Source organism: Amycolatopsis sp. NPDC043885 (assembly GCF_056435685.1).
In genome coordinates this window covers 199,084-215,713 of the sequence record NZ_JBWKEA010000001.1, presented here as the reverse complement: position 1 = coordinate 215,713, position 16,630 = coordinate 199,084, and the positions used below count along the sequence as shown (strand labels likewise).

Genomic DNA, 16,630 nt, shown 5'->3' with positions numbered 1-16,630 from the left:
GGAACTCACGGACGAGACCTTTCCACTGCCTTGCTGTGGGCGGCGGTCGACTTCGCGGCCGGGCGTGGGGCGCGCGTCGTCGAGGGTTACCCCGTCGAGGTACTGGGGAAGCGACCGGGCGCGGATCTGTACCACGGCACGGTGAGCACGTTCGCGAAGGCGGGTTTCGAACTCGTCGAACGCCGGTCGGCGCTAAGGTCGTAACGCGTCCTGTCCGCTGCCTCCCCCGTTCACCGGTGGGGTCCGATTCCTTGGGGGAGGTGCGGTGACCGATCCGAGCGAGGCCGGAACGGGCCCGATCCGGCTGCCTGCCGAGTACGACGCCCCGACCCCGCCGCACGGGGTGCGCGCTCCGTACGCGCCTTCGCCGTGGCCGCCCGCGGTGGCGCCGCTGCGAGTGCCGTTTCCGCCCCAGCCCGTCGCTCCGCCGCCCATGGGGGCTTTGCGGACCGAGCGGGAGAGCGTGATCGCGCTGTTTCTGGTGCACATGTTCCCCATCGGTCATCTGCCGGTCGCGATGGGGAAACCCGCGCGCCAGTTGCCGCTCCCCGAGGGCGGTTCCGGCCCGCAGGACCATCCCGAGGCGGACGTGCTCGACGACCTGGACGCGTTGTCCCACGTCAGCAGCGGTTTCCGGCGTTCGCCGACGGCTCCGGGCGTCGCGCCCCCGGCGGAGTTGACCAGGGGCCACGATCCGTGGGGCGGAATGTCCCAAGAGGACTGGAAAGCGCGTTTCGTGACCGGAACGGGCTACCTGTGGCCGGAGGACGCCGATCCGGCGAGGCCGGTGATGCTCGAGGCGGGCACCCATCTCGACCGCTTCGGGGATCAGCACGGCCGGGTGTTCGCCGAGGACGCGACCTTGTTTTCGATGCGCTCGCTGCCATCTGATCAGGTCACCTCGTACCGGCGTTACCGCGTCGTGCGGGCGCTGCCGGTCTGGCGCTCGGTGACCGCCGGCTGGTTCGGCCAGCCCGGCGGCGGGGTGCGCTTCCGCACGGTGCTGGGCGCCGATGAACTCGTCACGCTGGGCTTCCTGGCGGACGTCACGGGGGAGGTTCGGTGAACACGGGGACGATCCTGCGGTGGCTGGCCGCATTGGGTGTGCCACCCGAAGTGGTGTCGGTCGGCGCGGAGACGGACAACGCGTGGTGCCTCATGCGTGCCGAGGAGGAAGGCGCCGAGCCCGCCTGGGAGGTCTTCTGGCGTGAGCAGGGCAACCGGTACGACTGGGCCCGGTTCACCACCGAACAGGTCGCCTGCCACTACCTCTTCGGCCGTCTCGCGTGGTCGCAGGTCGCGCGCGGCGCCGTCGGCCTTCTGCCCGGCGCGCAGTGACACCCCGCGTTCAGCGCTTCAGGATGGCCAAGACTTCGTCGTGGAGCAGGCCGTTCGTCGAAAGCGCTGAGCCGTTGTCGTAGCGCCCTTCGCCGTTCAGATCGCTGAACCGGCCACCGGCTTCGGTGATCAGCACCTGGGCCGCGGCGACGTCCCACGGGTTCACGATGCATTCCGCGGTGACGTCGAGCGCGCCCTCGGCGACCAGGCAGTGGTGCCAGAAATCGCCGAACGCGCGGCTCTCCCAGCACGCGTTGACGAGGTCGAGGTACTTCTCGCGGGAGTGGTACTCCACCCACGAGTTCAGGTCCGTTGTGGACAGATACGCGTCTTCGAGCGACGCGACCTTCGACACCGAGATGCGGCGTTCCCCGGCGGAGTCGCTCATCCAGGCGCCGTCGCCGGCGGCGGCCCACCAGCGGCGGCCGAGCAGCGGCGCGCTGATCATGCCCACCACGGGCGTGCCATCTTCGACCAGCGCGATCAGCGTCGCCCAGACCGGGACACCGCGCAGGAAGTTCTTGGTCCCGTCGATCGGGTCGAGCACCCAGGCGCGGCCGGTCGCCGCGGTGCCGCCGCGTTCCTCGCCGAGCACCGTGTCGTCCGGCCGGTCCGCGGCGAGGATCGCGCGGATGGCGTCTTCGACGGCGGTGTCCGCGTCGGTGACCGGCGTCCGGTCGGGTTTGCGTTCCACGGCCAGGTCGAGCGCGCGGAACCGGGCGGTGGTGATGGCGTCGGCGGCGTCGGCCAGCCGGGTGGCGAGTTCCAGATCATTCTCGTAGCCAGGCACGGTGACGATGGTTTCACGCCCGGCAGTCGTAGAGTTGGCCAGGTGAGCATGGTGCTACTCGCCGAGGACGACCCGGCCATCGCCGATCCGCTTTCCCGCGCACTCCAGCGGGAGGGCTATGACGTGCGGGTCGTCGGCGACGGGCCCGCAGCCCTCGACGCGACCGGGAGCGACCGGGTGGACCTGCTGGTCCTCGATCTCGGCCTGCCCGGGATGGACGGGCTCGAAGTGTGCCGCCGCCTGCGCGCCAGCGGCACCGAGGTGCCGGTGCTGATGCTCACCGCGCGCACGGACGAGGTCGATTTCGTGGTCGGGCTCGACGCCGGCGCCGACGACTACGTCGCCAAGCCGTTCCGGCTGGCCGAACTGCTGGCCCGCATCCGCGCGCTGCTCCGCCGCCGGGCCCCCGACGTGCTCGAAGCCGGGGGAGTGCGGATGGATCTCGGCGCCCGGATGGTCACCGTGGACCTGCACGAGGTGCAGCTGGCGAACAAGGAGTTCGAGCTGCTCCGGGTGCTGATGAGCCGCGCCGGTCAGGTGGTCAGCCGCGACGAGATCCTCGCCGAGGTGTGGAACGACCTCGAATCGAAGACCTCGAAGACCCTCGACATGCACATGTCGTGGCTCAGGCGGAAGCTCGCGATCGCGGCCGACGAAGCCGCGGGCAGGGCGGGCAAACCCGGCGGGAACGGCGACGGCGAACGGCGGATCGCCACCGTCCGCGGCGTCGGCTTCCGCTTCAACGCGGAATAGCATGCGCCGACGCATCCTCCTGGCGATCCTGCTCGCCGTCGCGGTCACCGCGGCGGTGCTGGGCATCCCGCTGGGGATCACCGCGTGGCAGCTGGTCGATAACCTCAACCGCGAGAACCTCGCTTCCTCGGCCCGTGGGATAGCGGCGACGCTGGACAGCGAGATCGCGGTCGGCCAGCCGATCAACCTCGACCTGGTCCGGGTCGCCGTGCCGCAGGGCGGCTTGCTGACCGTCCGCGCGCAAGGGCAGATCGAGAAGCGCTACGGCTCCGATCCCGGCTCGGACGTGGTGTCCGAACGGGCCCCGATCGCGTTGCACGGCGAGGTCGAGCTGTCCGTGCCCGCCGGCCCGATGCGCACCCGCCAGACCCAGGTCACCCTACTGGTGGTGCTGCTGGTCGTGCTGTCGGTCGGCACCGGCACGGTGGTCGCGACGGTGACCGCGCGAAGGCTCGCGAAACCGCTGCGACACGTCGCGGATCGCGCGGTCAAACTCGGCGGCGGCGACTTCCGGCCGGATCCCAAGCGCTACGGCGTCGGCGAACTCGACATGGTCGCCGAGGCGCTCGACGCGTCCGGTTCGGCGCTCGCCCAGCTCGTCCAGCGGGAACGGCAGCTCGTCGGCGACGTCTCCCATCAGCTGCGGAGCCGGTTGACCGCGTTGCAGCTGCGGCTCGAACCGCTCACCATCCACTCCGACCGAGACGTCGTCGACGAGGCGAAGGCCGCGCAGGAACAGGCCGACCGGCTCGCCGAGGCCCTCGACGAACTGCTGGCCGCCGCGCGGGCGGCGCGCGAGGTCGGCGCGGAACCGGTGAACCTGCCGGAAGTGCTCCCCGAGGTTTCCGAAGAATGGCGACAGCTGCTTCGCGCCGAGGGCAGGCATCTGCGGATCCGCGTCACCGACGGACTGAGGGCGAGGGCGACGCCCGGCCGCTTGCGCGAGGTCGTCGGCGTCCTGCTCGACAACGCGCTGCGCCACGGCGCGGGAACGGTCACGCTCGCCGCCCGGCGCGGCGACGCGGAAGGCACTGTCGTCGTCGAGGTCGCCGACACCGGGTCAGGGGTGCCCGACGAGCTGGCGCCGCACATCTTCGAACGTGGCTTCTCCGGCGGCGGGTCGACCGGCGTCGGGCTCGCGCTCGCTCGCGCGCTCATCGAGGCAGACGGTGGACGGCTGGAGCTGTCGAGCAAGCAGCCCGCGGTGTTCAGCCTCTTCCTGAAGGTGCCCCGGCCGGGCGATGTGGCCGAGGTGCGCTGGCCGGCCGAGCGGGTCCCTCGCTAAGACCTCCCCCAAGGTTCTCCCGATCGGGCAAGGCCACGGAAGTGCGCGGACCTACCGTCGGGGGGTGCGTGCGACGGCGTTCCGGTACCACCCGCCGGTGAGTCCGGTGGCCGCGGCGACCCTGGAGATCGGCAAGGTGGCGGTCACCGTGGGGTTGTCCTTCGAGGGTGCCCTGTACGCGTGCCGCCGTCCGCCCGGAGTGGTGGAGCGGATGGAGGCGGAAGCCTTGGACCTGCTGTCGAAGGGGCTGTTCGTCAGCGGGTTCGACACCCCGGTCGCGACCGTGACCGGGGCGGCGGGACACCGGTTCGTCCAGCAGAGCGCCGAGTTCCGGCCGCCGGACGCCCGGCTCTACCGGGGCATGTGCGGGGTCGGCGCCAGCCGGAACGGGCTGACCCTGACCGGCATCCTCGGCTACCGCCTCGAAGTCCGCGCGGGGTGGGCCGGGCGGGCAGGCGAATGCGGCCCGCCCGAGACGGCCTCCGAATGGTGCGAGCTCTTCGGCGGGCAGCTGTCGTCCATCGGCGGGGTGGTCCTGCGGCGGTCCTCGGTGCTCAGTCTCGGTACTCCGCCGTGACCGTGACGACGAACGCCGCCCGGGCGGGCAGGCCGAGGCTGACCCACAGTCCGGTCGGATCGGTGCACCCGAGAGTCATCCGCAACGGCTGCTCGTCGACCAGGAGGAACTCCGTCCCGAGCAGGATCCGCAGCGAACGGTCGAGCAGGGTGTGCTCGTCTCGGACCTTGTCCGCCCGCGCAGTGACCAAATAGGACAGTTCGCACCGGTTCGCCCGCACGGCGCCGGTTCCCGGGCCGGCGCCGTGCAGGGCGAAGAGGAACAGATCGACGCTCGACACCCGCGTTTCGGTCTGCCAGGTGGGTTTCGGCGGATCCAGCCGGACCACCGTCCCCTCCGGCAGATGAGGTGCGATGAGCAGGCACAACGCCTCGTCGACCTGGCTGATCACGGGATCAGATCAATCCCTCACGCAGTGCGTAAGCCACCGCGTGCGAGCGGTTCCGGAGCTGGAACCGGTTGGTCACGTCGTGCAGGATGCTCTTCACCGTGCGCTGCGAATAACAGAGCTGGTCGGCGATCTCCTGCGTCGAGAATCCCGACGCGACCAGCTTGAGCACCTCGGTCTCCCGGCTGCTCATGCCACCGAAGTGCAGGCCGCGCGGCTGCAGCACCTGGCGTTGCAGCCGCGAGACCCGGTGCAGCAGCCTGCCGAGCAGGTCGGGCGGCAGCGCGCCTTCCCCGGCCGCGGCCGCCTTGATCAGCCGGACCAGGACGTCGGCGCCCGCCTCGGAACGCCGGGCGACCGCGCAGACGCCGTGTTCGATGGCGCTGAGGATCTCGTTGTCGTCGACTTCACCCGCGATGAGCACGATGCGGGTGAACCCTTGGTGGTGCAGTGCGGACAGCAGTTGCGTCATGGCCTCGTCGAGGCGGTCGGTGACCAGGAGGGCCACCATCGTCGGGTCGGCGGCCTCCCCGTCCACCAGCCAGACATCGTCACGGGAGCGGAGCGTCATGCAGACGCCGTTGTGCAAAATCGGATCGGTGGCGCGGACGACCACCGGTGTCCTGTTCGGTTCGAACATGTGATTCCCATTCCCCTCGAACGGTGCGAGGGTCCCACCCCCCGCGCTACTCACCCTGCCGGGTGGGGTGTCCCGGGCGCATGGGACTCCGGTCCCGGAATTGCCCGAAAAGCCGCCCTTATCGGGGTCGCTTTTTCAGCGACCCAACCCCGCTTCGCGGGCACGCACGATCGCTTCGGCGCGGTCCGCGACGTGGAGCTTGCTGAAGACGTTCGAAATATGGTTCCGCACCGTTTTCGGGCTGAGGCAGAGAGTGCTGGCGATGGCGGTGTTGCTGTGCCCGCCCGCGATGAGCGAGAGGACCTCTCGTTCGCGGACGGTGAGTTCCGGGAACACCGTGTCCGTTCTCGGCTGCGAGTGGTTGAAGAAGCCGAGAACGCGCGTCGCGATGTCGGGCCCGAAGATCGCTTCGCGCCTCGCGACGGCGTGAACGGCACGAATGATTTCGTCGGGCTCCGCGTCCTTCAGCAGATATCCGCGGGCTCCGGCCCGCATCGCCGAGAAAACGGATTCACTCTCGTCCGCCATCGTCAGCATGAGCACGCCGACGTCCGGCCGTTCGGCGACGATGTGCCGGGTCGCTTCGGCGCCGCTGATATCGGGCAAATGCAGGTCCATGACCACGACGTCGGGATCGAGGGCGCTCGCCGCGCTGATCGCATGCGCGCCGCTCGCGGCCTCTCCGACCACGTCGACCAGCGGTTCGTTGGCGAGCAGGGTGCAGACCCCGAACCGGAACAGCGGATGGTCGTCGACCACGAGCACGCGAAGGCGTTCGTTCATACGGTTCCCCCTGTCTCCCCGACGCGGCACGTTAGCGAGAGGGCCGCTCGGCGGACAACGCGTGGTCCGGACAGCGGACCGGCGAAAATTAAACGCCTGATGAGTATCGCGTATCGCCGGGCCCGTCCCAAGTCCTTAACCCTTTCGGCGCATGCTTGGGTTTCAAGTCCGTGAAGGCCTCCTTCCCTACCCTGAAGGTAGGGAAGGAGGCCTTCACGGACTCTGGGTCCCCAAGGGGGCCTTCATGTACTCACAGGGAGCCAGGCGGTAGCAAAGGTCCCTTGCTCCCTTTCCGCAGGTCAGGCGAAGGCGGCGGCGTGCTCCCGAGCCCAGTCCGCGAACGTCAGCGGCGCCCGCCCGAGCAGGTCGCGGACGGTGCCGAACACGATCTCCTCGTTCCCGGCCGACTGTCGCTTGAGCTCGAAGATCCCGTCGACCGCCGAAGCGGGCCAGCCGTACCCGAGCATCCTGGCTCGCGAAGCGGCTTCGGGCTCTTCGACGTACGTCAGCGGCCGCCCGAGCGCGTCGCCGAGGATCTCGACCTGCCGCCGCGTTGTGAGCGCTTCGCCGCCGGTGATCGGGTACGTCCTGCCCGCGTGCCCGTTGGTGGTCAGCACGGTCGCGGCGACTTCGGCGATGTCGCGGACGTGCACCAGCGCGGACGCCGGATCGCCTTCGGGGACGCGGACGACCCCGTCGCCGCGCACGGCGTGCAGCCAGGCGAACCGGTTGTCCATGAACGTGCCGGGACGCAGGATCGTCCAGTCCGGCCCGGCTTCGCGCACGGCCCGTTCGGCCTCGGCGTGCACGAGGGAGATGGGGTCGGTCTGTCCGAAGTGGACGCCGGTCGTGGAGAGTTTGACGATGTGCGAGACGCCGGTGGCGGCCTTGAGCACGGCCCGCTCCTGGGCGAGGGGGTCCGAGCCGTGCCCGGAGGTCAGGACGAACACGCGGTCGACGCCGTCGAGCAGCGAAGGATCGAAGGCGTCGAGATCACCGGCGGCGACCTCGGCACGCGGATCGATACGGGCGCGGGCGGGGTCGCGCGTCAGCGCACGCACGCGAGCGCCCCTGCCCAGCAGCGCGGGGACGAGTTCGCGGCCGATTTTGCCGGTGGAACCGAGAACGAGGATCATCGAAGGACTCCCTAGTGGTTGCGCCGCAGCGAAACGCGCGGCAGGAAGAGGGAAGCGGCGAGGCCGACGGCCAAAGCGGGGACCATCGCCCAGAACACGCCATTGAGTGCGGAGGAGTAGCCGGCGGGACTGTCATCGGCGAAGGCGTTCGTGAACACCGCGCCGAAAACGGTCACCCCGGCCGTGGTGCCGAGAGAACGCAGGAAACCGACGGTCGCCGAAACCGCGCCGAGATCGGTCCTGGCGACGTTCTGCTGGGCCGCCATGGAAAGCACCTGCATGTTGAGCCCGGCCGCCGCGCCGAACACGACGAGATAGGCGACGACGATCGGCAACGGCGTCGTTTCGTCCATCGTGGACATCGCGAGCGCGGCGGCGAGGCCGAGGGCCATGCTGAGGATCGGTGCCCAGCGGTAGGCGCCGGTCTTGGCGATGACCCGGCCCGCGACCATCGACGACGCGGCGACCGCGAGGGTCATGGGCAGCAGCAGGAGTCCGGCTTCCGCGGGCCCGGCGTCGCCCGCGGTCTGCAGGAAGAGCGCCAGGTAGTTGACCGAACCCAGAAAAACGAACCCGGCGGCGGCACTGGCCAGCACGCTGAGGCCGAACATCCGGGAGCGGAAGAGCCGGAGCGGGATGACCGGTTCGGCCGCCCGGCGTTCGACGAGCAGGAAGGCGACGAGCAGCGCCGCGCCGATCGAGGCCGACAGCGGCGTCGCCAGGGTCAGGCCGACGATCGCGCCCGACAGGACGACGATGCCCGCGAAGTCGAACGGTGCGGTCGTCCGGCGTCGTTCGAGGCTCAGGTAGCTCGCGACGACGCCGAACGCGGCCAGCCCGATCGGCACGTTGAGGCCGAAGATCGACCGCCAGCCCGCGAGGTCGGTCAGTACGCCGCCGACGACAGGGCCCGCGAGCGAGGACCCGGCGAAGCAGATCGAGAACCAGGCGAAGTAGCGGGCGCCTTCGCGTCCCGGGAACAGCTCGCCGATGATCGCGGCGACGGCGACGAACAGGCCGCCGGAGCCGATGCCCTGCAGCACGCGGGCGGCGATCAGCAGCGGCATCGTCGGGGCGAGAGCGCAGGCGAGGGAGCCGAGGACGAACAGCGCGATCGCGACGAGCACGACGCGCTTGCGGCCGAAGAGGTCACCGAGTTTTCCGTAGACGGGCGCGCTGACGCTGCCCGCCAGCAGGTAGGCGGTGGTGACCCAGGCGAACGACGCGGCGCCGCCGAGCTCACCGACCATGCGCGGCAGCGCGGTCGCGACGACTTGGGCGTCGAGCATCGCCAGGAACGCGGCGGCGAAGAGCCCGACGAGGGCAAGGGTGTTTCGGGCGCGCGGCGGCGCGCCGAGAGCGGTGCTCAAGAAAGAGATCCATTCACTGGAAGAAACGAGGGAACGCGAGGGACGCGGAGCAGTGCTCGAAAGCAGCCCCGGATCCCCGCCAAGACGGGAAAAGGCTCAACCGTCATCCGAACCGGATGCGGTCCTCTTCGCGCTTGGCGATCACCTCGAATTCGTCCCGCGCGACCGTGCGAACCCGGCCGGCGTCATCAGTGAAGGAACGTTGACATGGATGACCCTAGGCAATCACATGTCTTTTGGCAAGTACTTAGCGGAGCGGAATGACGTCCTCGTCCGGCTCGTCGCTGTCCCGGCGGCGTTTGCCCAGCTCATCCGGGAAGACCCACTTCTTGAAGCCCCAGAAGCGGAAGAACATCGCCAGCAGCATGCCGATGATCGACCCGCTGGTGAAGTCCGCCAGCTCCTGGACGAACCGCGTCACGTGCGGCACTTCGAGGTCGAAGATGTAGCGCGACGTGTACAGCGGGATCAGGTTGACCACCACGGCGATGCCGCTGATCACGAAGAAGAGCGCGGCTTCGTGATGCCGTTCGCGGCCGCCGCGGGTCCGGAAGGACCACTCGCGGTTGAGGATGTAGGACACGATCGTCGCGACGATGATCGCGATGGCCTTCGCCGTGGTCGGCTTCGACTCCAGCACGCTGAGTTTCAGCAGGTACCAGACGCCGTTGTCGACCAGGAACGTCGTGCCGCCCACGATCGCGAACTTCAACAGCTCACGGTGCTTGATCAGCACGGATCGGAGCGGCTCGGGCGTCCTGGAAAGGACGGATTCGACCACGGTCACCAGATCAGTCTAATTCGCGTCGGCCGCCGAACGGGTCGGCAGGGGATGGACAGCGCGATATAGGGCGCTTTGGGCGATTCGGCGGCGGGTCGTGAGTGGCGATTCGGGTGAGAACACGAATCGCCACTCACGACCACTCGCCCTGCCTCCGCTGGTGTTGCGATGACCTGCGAAAAGAGAGCAAGGGACCTTTGCTGCCGCGCGGCGGGCGGATCAGGCGGCGGGATCGTCGGGAATGGCGGAAATGTCCTGCCCGCCGCCCCGCAGCAGTCGCGGCCGCGCGCCGGCCTCCGGGAAGACCCATTTCTTGAACGACCACCAGCGGAACGCCGTGCCGAGCAGGGTGCCGATGATCACGCCGCTGACGAAGTCGGCGATCTCCTGGGCCAGCAGCCCGACGTAGGGCTGCTCCAGCTTGAACACATACCGCGAAACCAGCTGCGGAAGCGCGTTGAGACCGAGCGCGATCGCGCTGAGCAGGAAGAAGAGCGCGGCTTCGTGGGCTCGCTCACGCCCGCCGCGGGAGCGAAAGGACCATTCACGATTCGCGACGTACGAGAAAACGGTCGCCACCAGGACGCCGATGATCAGCGCGGTCACCGGTTTGTCGGTCAGCACGGTGAACTTGAGCCCGTAGGTGATCGTCATCGTGATGACGAAGCTCGCGCCGCCGACCAAGACGAACCGCAGCAGTTCGCGATGCTTTCCCCGCATGCGCGCGACGCTACTGGAAAATGCGGTCGATCACTCCGTTGGGCCGCGTGGTCGGCTTGGACTTCCCGGGCTTCGGCGGAGCGCTGGTGGTCGTCGTGGTCGTCCCCGGCTGGGACGGCTCCTCATTCGAAGGCTCCGAAGGCGTCACGGACGGCGAAGGCTTCTTCGACGGAACAGGCCACCCTGGCCGTCCAGGCTTCGTCGTGTCGATGCTGGCCGGAGGCTTCGAAGTGACCGAAGGCAGCGAAGGCACCGTCGTCGGCGGAAGCAGTGCGTTGTCGTCACACCAGTGGTGCCAGCAGCCGAAATAGACCTCGACCGGCTTCGCCTTGGCAGTGCCGAGGGTGGCGTTCACCGTCACCGGGACATGGGCAGGCGGACGGCCCTTCAGCGTCACCATCAGGTTCGCCTGGCGTCCCGGAGCCAGCGAGCCACGCGAAGTGCACGACGCACCTTCGCCGGTCGGAGTGCATCGGATGCCGGAGAAGCTCGACGAGTAGAGAATGCGGTGGTCGATAGTGATCGTCACCGGCTTCGTCGACTTGCCGGTGTTCTTCACGCTGATGTTCAGCAGCGGGTTGCGGTGCCAGGGGAACGAGGACAACCCGACGCTTTTGGCTGTCAGCGTGAGGCCGTCCACGGGTGCGGGCGGCGCCGGCACCTTGACCTTCACCTCGACCTGAACCTTGATCTGCGCGCCCGCCGTCACCGATCCGGTGACCACGCTGCCGTCCACGGCCGTTTCGTCCGCGAGCAGCCGGAAGGTCAGCACCGCGGACTGTCCCGGTTCGAGACCGGTACCGGTCCGGCAGGTCACCGTACCGGTACCGCCGGGGCAGCTCACCGCGATCGTGGAGGGTGCCTGCTGACGGAAGCCGTTGGTGCCCATCGCGCCGCCGCCGGCGGCGGGAACGGCCCGCACACCCTTCGGCAGGTTCAGCGAGACCGCCACGGGCTCGGACTTCGTTCCGCCGTCGTTGCGCACGGTGATCGGCAGGTTGGCCGCCTCACCGGGCTTGAGCTGGACACCACCGGACGGGGTCGACGCGGTCATCACCGGAGGCGCCGGGATCACCGGCGAAGGCGCGGGCGGCTCGGCGGGCGTCGGAGTCGGCGCGGGAGCGGGCGCCGGAGGAGGCACCTGCTGAGCGGGCGGCACCGGCTGCTGCGCCGGCGGCGGGGCGGCAGGCGGTGCCGGGGGCGGGTCGGCCGGTTTGGGGGCGGGTGCCGCGGCGGGCGGCGGGACCGCCGCGGCTGCCGGGATCTCCTGCGTGCCGCCACCGGCGGCGAGCGCCACCGCGACGGCGGCGACGATGGCCGCGCTCGATCCGGCCACTCCGGCGAATTGACGCGGTCCGGCCGCGGCTGCGCCGGCGGCGGCGCCCGAACTCGAGCCCGCCGCTGCGGCCGTCGCGGCCGCGGTGACCGCGCCCGCCTTGCCCGCCCCGGTCGTCGCCAGGTAACCGAGGGCCGCGCCACCGAGCACGATCGGCGCGATGATCCCGCGCAGACCGGTGTTGACGTCGGCCAGTTCCGCGGCCAGCGCGCGGCATTTCTCGCATTCGTCCAGGTGGTTCTCCACCTGGGTCCGTTCGCGTTTGGACAACCCGTCCCGGGTCCACGCGCCGAGCTTGTCCGCGCTCGCGCGGCAGCGTTCGGCGGAGTTCTCGGCCAGGTGGACCTGCAGATACGCCTGCCGCAGTCCTTCACGGGCGCGGTAGGCGAGCGCGGAGACACCGTTCGCGGTCAGGCCCAGCAGCGGCGCGACCTCGGCGGGCGTCTGCCCCTCGATCTCGGTGTGCCACAGCACCGCCTGCCACCGCTCGGGTAGCCGGGCGAACGCCTTCGCGGCGAGCGTGCGCTCGAGCCCGGCGACGGCGGTGTCGGAGAAAGGGACAGTCAGCGCTTCGCCGATGGCGCCGCCGACGTCGGACATGTCCTCGTTCAGGTCGACGCGCTTGTCCTTGCGCGTCTTGTCATAGGCGGTGTGCCGGAGCGCGGTCAGCAGGTACGCGCGGAACGCGGCGTCGGGGCCTTTGCCGCCGCGCAGCGTGTCCAGCACCTTCGCGAAGGCTTCCGAAACGAGGTCGTCGGCCTCGGAACTCGAGCGGGCGAGCTGGCGGGCGAGGTTGTGCGCCGCGCCGGCGTGGCGCTCGTAAAGGGTTCCGTAAGACGCGATCTTCCCGTCACGCACCTCGGCGATCAGCTCGGCGTCACTCTTACCGGAGAGATCGGCGGGAACGGTGGACACGGGGCTCCTTCATCTGCTGGTTCGGCGGGTCTACTGTCTTAAACGCCCGAACCCGCTCAGTGTGACGGACTGGGCGACGCACGTCACCTCGCGGCCCCGTCGATGACCCGGAGAGCGCAACACCTTCACCCGCCCCGGGTTGATTTCGAGCCGCGCGCGCAGCGCGTCCGTTGAGGGCGGTGGCGGGGGCATGGATGGAGAGTTCGGAAAGATCCTTGAAAAACGCCGTCACGCGCGGCGTGGACGGGCGTCCCCACCGTGAAGCGATCGCAAGATCGAAAAGATCGGAACGGAAAGGGGCGGTGGGCAGTGGACGTACCGGCCACCGGTGCGCCGTCCGGGGGATCCGACGGGCAAGCCGCCTGGAACCGGTTCGAACGAGATCGCACGCTCCGCGCACTGCGGGCCCGCTGGCGGACGGCCAGCCTGGCCGCGGGCTGGCGTTTCCCCAGCGACTGGGGCCTGCCCGAGGTCGACGCCGTCTGCGCGGCGGTGATCAAGAACGGCCGGGTCGCTCCCGCGGAAGTGGCGGAGACCGCACTCGCGGGGCTGGGCCGGGCACGGGCCGCAGCGGGCGCGGGACTGGCCGAGACGCTCGCGGACCTCGCGGCGTTGCACGCCGTGCTCGCCGACCCGGACGCGGTGGACGGTTTCCTCGCGCCGGACGTCGACTCCACACCGTCCCGGTTGCTCCGGGTGACGGCGCTCGCCTGGGCGGACGTCGCGACCGACCAGCTGGTGAACACCGAGGTCACCGAACCCCTCACCGGCCTGCCCACCGCCGCGTACCTGAGGACCCGGTTGAGTGAGCTGTACCGCCAGGCCCGCCGTGACGAGCGGCCGGTCGCGGAGGCGCACACGCTGCTCGTGGTCTCGATGGACTTCAGCTCGGTCGCGGGCTGGCCCCGGCTGACCGGGATGATCCTGGTCGCGGACGCGTTGAAGCAGGTTTTCGACGGCGGGGAGAGCGTCGCCTCGATCGGGCCGTCCGTCGCGGGCGCTCTCGTACCGAAGGACGTGCGGCTCGCTTCGTCCGGCGTCGCGCTGCGAAGGGCGCTCAACGAGCGGCTTTCCGTGGACGCCCAGTTGCGTGACACCGGCCGCCCGCAGATTTCGGCGGTCCGCCTCCCGGCGACCTACGACCTCGCGTGCGATCTCCTCGGCACCCTCGCGCGTTCCTGACGTGGGGTAGCGTAAGACGTTCTCCAGGTCACGGCCGACCCTGTCGACCAGGGACGACCCGGTTCATGATTTCCTGTTCGCGTGACCCGGACTGTTCCCGCCGACGCCAACGGCGACGTTTCGGCGAGCCGCCCGCAGCATCGACTGTCGCTGCGGAAGTCGCTCGCCCGCTTGTCCGTCCGGCCGAGATCGATCCTGATCCTGTCCGTGATCCCGCTGGTCGCGATCGGTTTCGGTATCTGGGGCTGGCAGCACGAATGGGTGCTGGGCGTGGACAGCGCGGTCTACCGCGCCGGTGCCGAGACGCTGTTGAACGGCGACCCGCTGTACGACGCGAACACCCTTCCGGTGGAACCGTGGTGGGCGCTGCTGCCGTTCACCTACCCGCCGACCGCCGCGCTGCTGTTCATCCCGCTCGCGATCGTCCCGACGCAGGTCGCCTGGGGGCTCCTGACCGCGGTCTCGCTGCTCGCGCTGGCGCTGTGCGTCCGGATCGCCATCGGCGCGCTGCCGAAGCCCTCGACCGACGGCCCCCGCTGGTGGGCCTCGCCCGCCCGGTCGACGATCGCGTTCTTCCTGGTCTTCCTCGGCCTCGAGCCGGTGTGGCGCACGATCTTCCTCGGCCAGATCAACATCATCCTGATGGCGCTGGTGATGCTCGACATCCTGGTCATCGGGGCAAGGGGCAGCCGCTGGGGCGGCGTGCTCGTCGGCGTCGCGGCCGCGGTCAAGCTCACCCCGATCGTGTTCCTGGGGCATCTGTTCATCACCGGCCGCCGGATGGACGCCGTCCGCGGGCTCGTCACCTTCGTCGTGATGCAGGGCCTGATGTTCCTGATCATCCCGCACGACGCGGCGCGGTACTGGACCTACACCCTGCCCGACACCGGCCGCATCGGCCCGGTGCACTGGGCCGGCAACCAGTCGCTGAACGCGCTGATGAACCGCTTCACCGAGCTCGCGCCCTGGGCGTCGAAAGCGGCGATGGGGATCGGCGCGCTGCTCGCGATCCCGGCGATCTGGCTGGTGCTGCGCTTCCATCGCAAGGGCCAGGCGCTCGCGGCGATGCTGGTGACGGCGTTCTGGATCCTGCTGATCTCGCCGATCTCCTGGACCCATCACTGGGTGTGGGTGGCGCCGCTGGTCGTCCTCCTGGTCTCGCGGCTGCCGAAGACCACGCCCGCCACCGCGTGGAAACGCTGGCTCGGCACCTTCGCGGTGTTCTTCGTCTTCATCAGCTGTGTCCTGCTGATCCTGCCGAACGGCCGTAACGTCGAGCTCCACTGGCAGGTGTGGCAGAACATCCTCGGCAGCGCGTACATCTTCATGCCGCTGGTGCTGGCGCTCGCACTCGCCGGACGCTGGTGGTACCTGCGCCGGAAGCAGGGCACGGGGCACACCGCTGTGGGGATTAACGACGAGCATGCTGAAGTCACGTCCGGCGGCTGAGGCCAGGCTTGTCGGGATCACGCTGGCGGGTGCGCTCGCACTGGCGATGCTCGCGCTGGGCGTGGTCGCGTGGCTCGGCGAATGGCACCTCGGCGCGGACAGCGCCGTCTACCGGGCCGGCGCTCTCACGCTGCTGAAGGGCGAACCGCTCTACACCCGGGAGGCGCTGACGACGCTGCCTCCGTGGGTGCTGCTGCCGTTCACCTACACCCCGGCCGCGGCGCCGCTGTTCCTGCCGCTCGCGATCGTCCCGGACGGGCTGACCTGGGGCGTCATCGGCGCGCTTTCCCTGGTCTGCCTGAGCGTCGTGATCTCCGTGGTCGCCCGCGCCTGCGGCGCCCCCATCACCCGGTGGTGGGTGTTGCCGCTGGCCACGGCCGGCGCGCTGGCACTGGAGCCGGTCTGGAAGACGATCTTCCTCGGCCAGATCAACCTCATCCTGATGGCACTGATCGTCGTCGACATCCTCGTGCTTTCGGCGCGCGGTTCGCGCTGGGCCGGGGTGCTGATCGGGATCTCGGCCGCGATCAAGCTGACGCCGTTGATCTTCGTGCCGCATCTGCTGTTCACCGGCCGCTGGAAGGACGCGCTGCGGGCGCTCGGCACGTTCGTCGCGCTCGAAGCCGTGATGTTCGCGGTGATCCCCGGTGACGCCGTCCGGTTCTGGACCGAATCGGCGACCGACCCCAGCCGGGTCGGCTCCGTGCACTGGATCTTCAACCAGTCGCTCAACGGCCTGGTGAACCGGGCTTCGGAACTCGCGCCGTGGTCGTTGACGGTGGCCATCGCGATCGCCGCCGTCTTGGCCGGACCCGCCGTCTGGCTGGTCGTGCGCCTGCACCGCCGCGGCGACCCGGTCGGCGCGCTGCTGGTGACCGCGTTCTACGGGCTGTTGCTTTCGCCGGTGTCCTGGTCACACCACTGGGTGTGGACGGTGCCGTTGCTCGTCCTGCTCGTGCTCCGCCGATCGTGGGTGCCGGCCGCGGGTGTCGCGGTGCTGTTCGCGAGCGGCTTGATCATGTTCGTGCCCAATGGCGGGGAGACCGAGTTCGGCTGGGGCCTCGGCTGGTCGCTGCTCGGGAACGTCTACGTCCTCACGGCTGCGATCGCCATCACAGGCCTGGCGGTGCGGGAGCTGCGACGCGGGTCCGCCCAGGTCGTGGCGGTGGCGGCCAAGTAATCTCTCC

At 69.8% G+C, this 16,630-nt stretch carries 18 protein-coding genes; 9 read left to right on the top strand and 9 right to left on the bottom strand.

Annotated features, from left to right (window positions below):
• The first annotated feature begins 30 nt into the window (after positions 1-30).
• The 3 genes from AC069I_RS01080 (at position 31) to AC069I_RS01070 (ending at position 1,338) form a co-directional block, all read left to right on the top strand.
• Positions 31-204, top strand: a complete 174-nt coding sequence (locus AC069I_RS01080; RefSeq protein ID WP_478264607.1) for a hypothetical protein — start codon at positions 31-33, stop codon at positions 202-204.
• Positions 205-265: 61 nt separating this feature from the next.
• Positions 266-1,066: a TNT domain-containing protein gene (locus AC069I_RS01075; RefSeq protein ID WP_478264606.1), complete on the top strand. Its 801-nt coding sequence runs from the start codon at positions 266-268 to the stop codon at positions 1,064-1,066.
• Complete coding sequence (locus AC069I_RS01070; RefSeq protein WP_478225170.1) at positions 1,063-1,338, top strand: hypothetical protein; 276 nt, start codon at positions 1,063-1,065, stop codon at positions 1,336-1,338. The genes AC069I_RS01075 and AC069I_RS01070 overlap by 4 nt, the downstream gene beginning before the upstream one ends.
• Positions 1,339-1,348: 10 nt before the next feature.
• On the opposite strand, the gene hisN is transcribed toward AC069I_RS01070, so the two are convergent.
• Positions 1,349-2,137, bottom strand: coding sequence for a histidinol-phosphatase (gene hisN / locus AC069I_RS01065; protein ID WP_478234581.1), 789 nt, complete (start codon positions 2,135-2,137; stop codon positions 1,349-1,351).
• A gap of 39 nt (positions 2,138-2,176) precedes the next feature.
• On the opposite strand from hisN, the gene AC069I_RS01060 reads away from it, so the two are divergent.
• From AC069I_RS01060 to AC069I_RS01050, 3 genes are all read left to right on the top strand, one after another.
• Complete coding sequence (locus AC069I_RS01060) at positions 2,177-2,881, top strand: response regulator transcription factor (protein WP_478225238.1); 705 nt, start codon at positions 2,177-2,179, stop codon at positions 2,879-2,881.
• 1 nt (position 2,882) lies between these two features.
• Entirely contained in the window at positions 2,883-4,166 is a 1,284-nt protein-coding gene (locus AC069I_RS01055; RefSeq protein WP_478225171.1) for an ATP-binding protein, read from the top strand.
• 64 nt (positions 4,167-4,230) lie between these two features.
• Positions 4,231-4,743, top strand: a complete 513-nt coding sequence (locus AC069I_RS01050; protein WP_478264605.1) for a hypothetical protein — start codon at positions 4,231-4,233, stop codon at positions 4,741-4,743.
• Here AC069I_RS01050 and AC069I_RS01045 read toward each other — a convergent pair.
• The 8 genes from AC069I_RS01045 to AC069I_RS01010 all read right to left on the bottom strand — a co-directional run bounded on the left by AC069I_RS01045 (position 4,721) and on the right by AC069I_RS01010 (position 12,812).
• Positions 4,721-5,134 carry a Pvc16 family protein gene (locus AC069I_RS01045; RefSeq protein WP_478264604.1) on the bottom strand — a complete coding sequence of 138 codons (414 nt, stop codon included), beginning with the start codon at positions 5,132-5,134 and terminating at the stop codon, positions 4,721-4,723. The two genes, AC069I_RS01050 and AC069I_RS01045, sit on opposite strands and share 23 nt — an antisense overlap.
• A gap of 4 nt (positions 5,135-5,138) precedes the next feature.
• Positions 5,139-5,771 carry a helix-turn-helix transcriptional regulator gene (locus tag AC069I_RS01040; RefSeq protein WP_340684524.1) on the bottom strand — a complete coding sequence of 211 codons (633 nt, stop codon included), beginning with the start codon at positions 5,769-5,771 and terminating at the stop codon, positions 5,139-5,141.
• 135 nt (positions 5,772-5,906) lie between these two features.
• Positions 5,907-6,554: a response regulator gene (locus tag AC069I_RS01035; protein ID WP_478225174.1), complete on the bottom strand. Its 648-nt coding sequence runs from the start codon at positions 6,552-6,554 to the stop codon at positions 5,907-5,909.
• Positions 6,555-6,853: 299 nt separating this feature from the next.
• Positions 6,854-7,690 (bottom strand): NAD(P)H-binding protein, encoded by an 837-nt coding sequence (locus AC069I_RS01030; protein ID WP_478264603.1) that lies wholly within the window; start codon positions 7,688-7,690, stop codon positions 6,854-6,856.
• An 11-nt stretch (positions 7,691-7,701) separates the two neighbouring features.
• Complete coding sequence (locus AC069I_RS01025; protein WP_478264602.1) at positions 7,702-9,060, bottom strand: MFS transporter; 1,359 nt, start codon at positions 9,058-9,060, stop codon at positions 7,702-7,704.
• A 247-nt stretch (positions 9,061-9,307) separates the two neighbouring features.
• Positions 9,308-9,847: a GtrA family protein gene (locus tag AC069I_RS01020; RefSeq protein WP_034304834.1), complete on the bottom strand. Its 540-nt coding sequence runs from the start codon at positions 9,845-9,847 to the stop codon at positions 9,308-9,310.
• Between the two features lie 213 nt (positions 9,848-10,060).
• The gene (locus tag AC069I_RS01015; RefSeq protein WP_478225177.1) at positions 10,061-10,561 is read right to left on the bottom strand and encodes a GtrA family protein; all 501 of its coding nucleotides are present in this window, start codon (positions 10,559-10,561) and stop codon (positions 10,061-10,063) included.
• A 10-nt stretch (positions 10,562-10,571) separates the two neighbouring features.
• On the bottom strand, positions 10,572-12,812 hold the full coding sequence (locus AC069I_RS01010; RefSeq protein WP_478264601.1) for a sigma-70 family RNA polymerase sigma factor: 2,241 nt from the start codon (positions 12,810-12,812) through the stop codon (positions 10,572-10,574).
• A 309-nt stretch (positions 12,813-13,121) separates the two neighbouring features.
• Between AC069I_RS01010 and AC069I_RS01005 the strand changes: the two genes are divergently transcribed.
• The 3 genes from AC069I_RS01005 to AC069I_RS00995 all read left to right on the top strand — a co-directional run bounded on the left by AC069I_RS01005 (position 13,122) and on the right by AC069I_RS00995 (position 16,623).
• A complete protein-coding gene (locus AC069I_RS01005) occupies positions 13,122-13,994 on the top strand; it encodes a nucleotidyl cyclase domain-containing protein (protein WP_007031897.1) in 873 nt (290 codons plus the stop codon).
• 81 nt (positions 13,995-14,075) lie between these two features.
• Entirely contained in the window at positions 14,076-15,443 is a 1,368-nt protein-coding gene (locus AC069I_RS01000) for a glycosyltransferase 87 family protein (protein ID WP_340684518.1), read from the top strand.
• The gene (locus tag AC069I_RS00995; protein WP_478264600.1) at positions 15,418-16,623 is read left to right on the top strand and encodes a glycosyltransferase 87 family protein; all 1,206 of its coding nucleotides are present in this window, start codon (positions 15,418-15,420) and stop codon (positions 16,621-16,623) included. The genes AC069I_RS01000 and AC069I_RS00995 overlap by 26 nt, the downstream gene beginning before the upstream one ends.
• The last annotated feature ends 7 nt before the right edge of the window (positions 16,624-16,630 follow it).

What these genes read in the sequence shown, in the direction of transcription:
- AC069I_RS01040 (WP_340684524.1), bottom strand. Translation starts at nt 5,771, where the DNA reads ATGTTCGAACCGAACAGGACACCGGTGGTCGTCCGCGCCACCGATCCG.
- AC069I_RS00995 (WP_478264600.1), top strand. Translation starts at nt 15,418, where the DNA reads ATGCTGAAGTCACGTCCGGCGGCTGAGGCCAGGCTTGTCGGGATCACG.
- AC069I_RS01035 (WP_478225174.1), bottom strand. Translation starts at nt 6,554, where the DNA reads ATGAACGAACGCCTTCGCGTGCTCGTGGTCGACGACCATCCGCTGTTC.
- AC069I_RS01030 (WP_478264603.1), bottom strand. Translation starts at nt 7,690, where the DNA reads ATGATCCTCGTTCTCGGTTCCACCGGCAAAATCGGCCGCGAACTCGTC.
- AC069I_RS01055 (WP_478225171.1), top strand. Translation starts at nt 2,883, where the DNA reads ATGCGCCGACGCATCCTCCTGGCGATCCTGCTCGCCGTCGCGGTCACC.
- AC069I_RS01060 (WP_478225238.1), top strand. Translation starts at nt 2,177, where the DNA reads ATGGTGCTACTCGCCGAGGACGACCCGGCCATCGCCGATCCGCTTTCC.
- AC069I_RS01015 (WP_478225177.1), bottom strand. Translation starts at nt 10,561, where the DNA reads ATGCGGGGAAAGCATCGCGAACTGCTGCGGTTCGTCTTGGTCGGCGGC.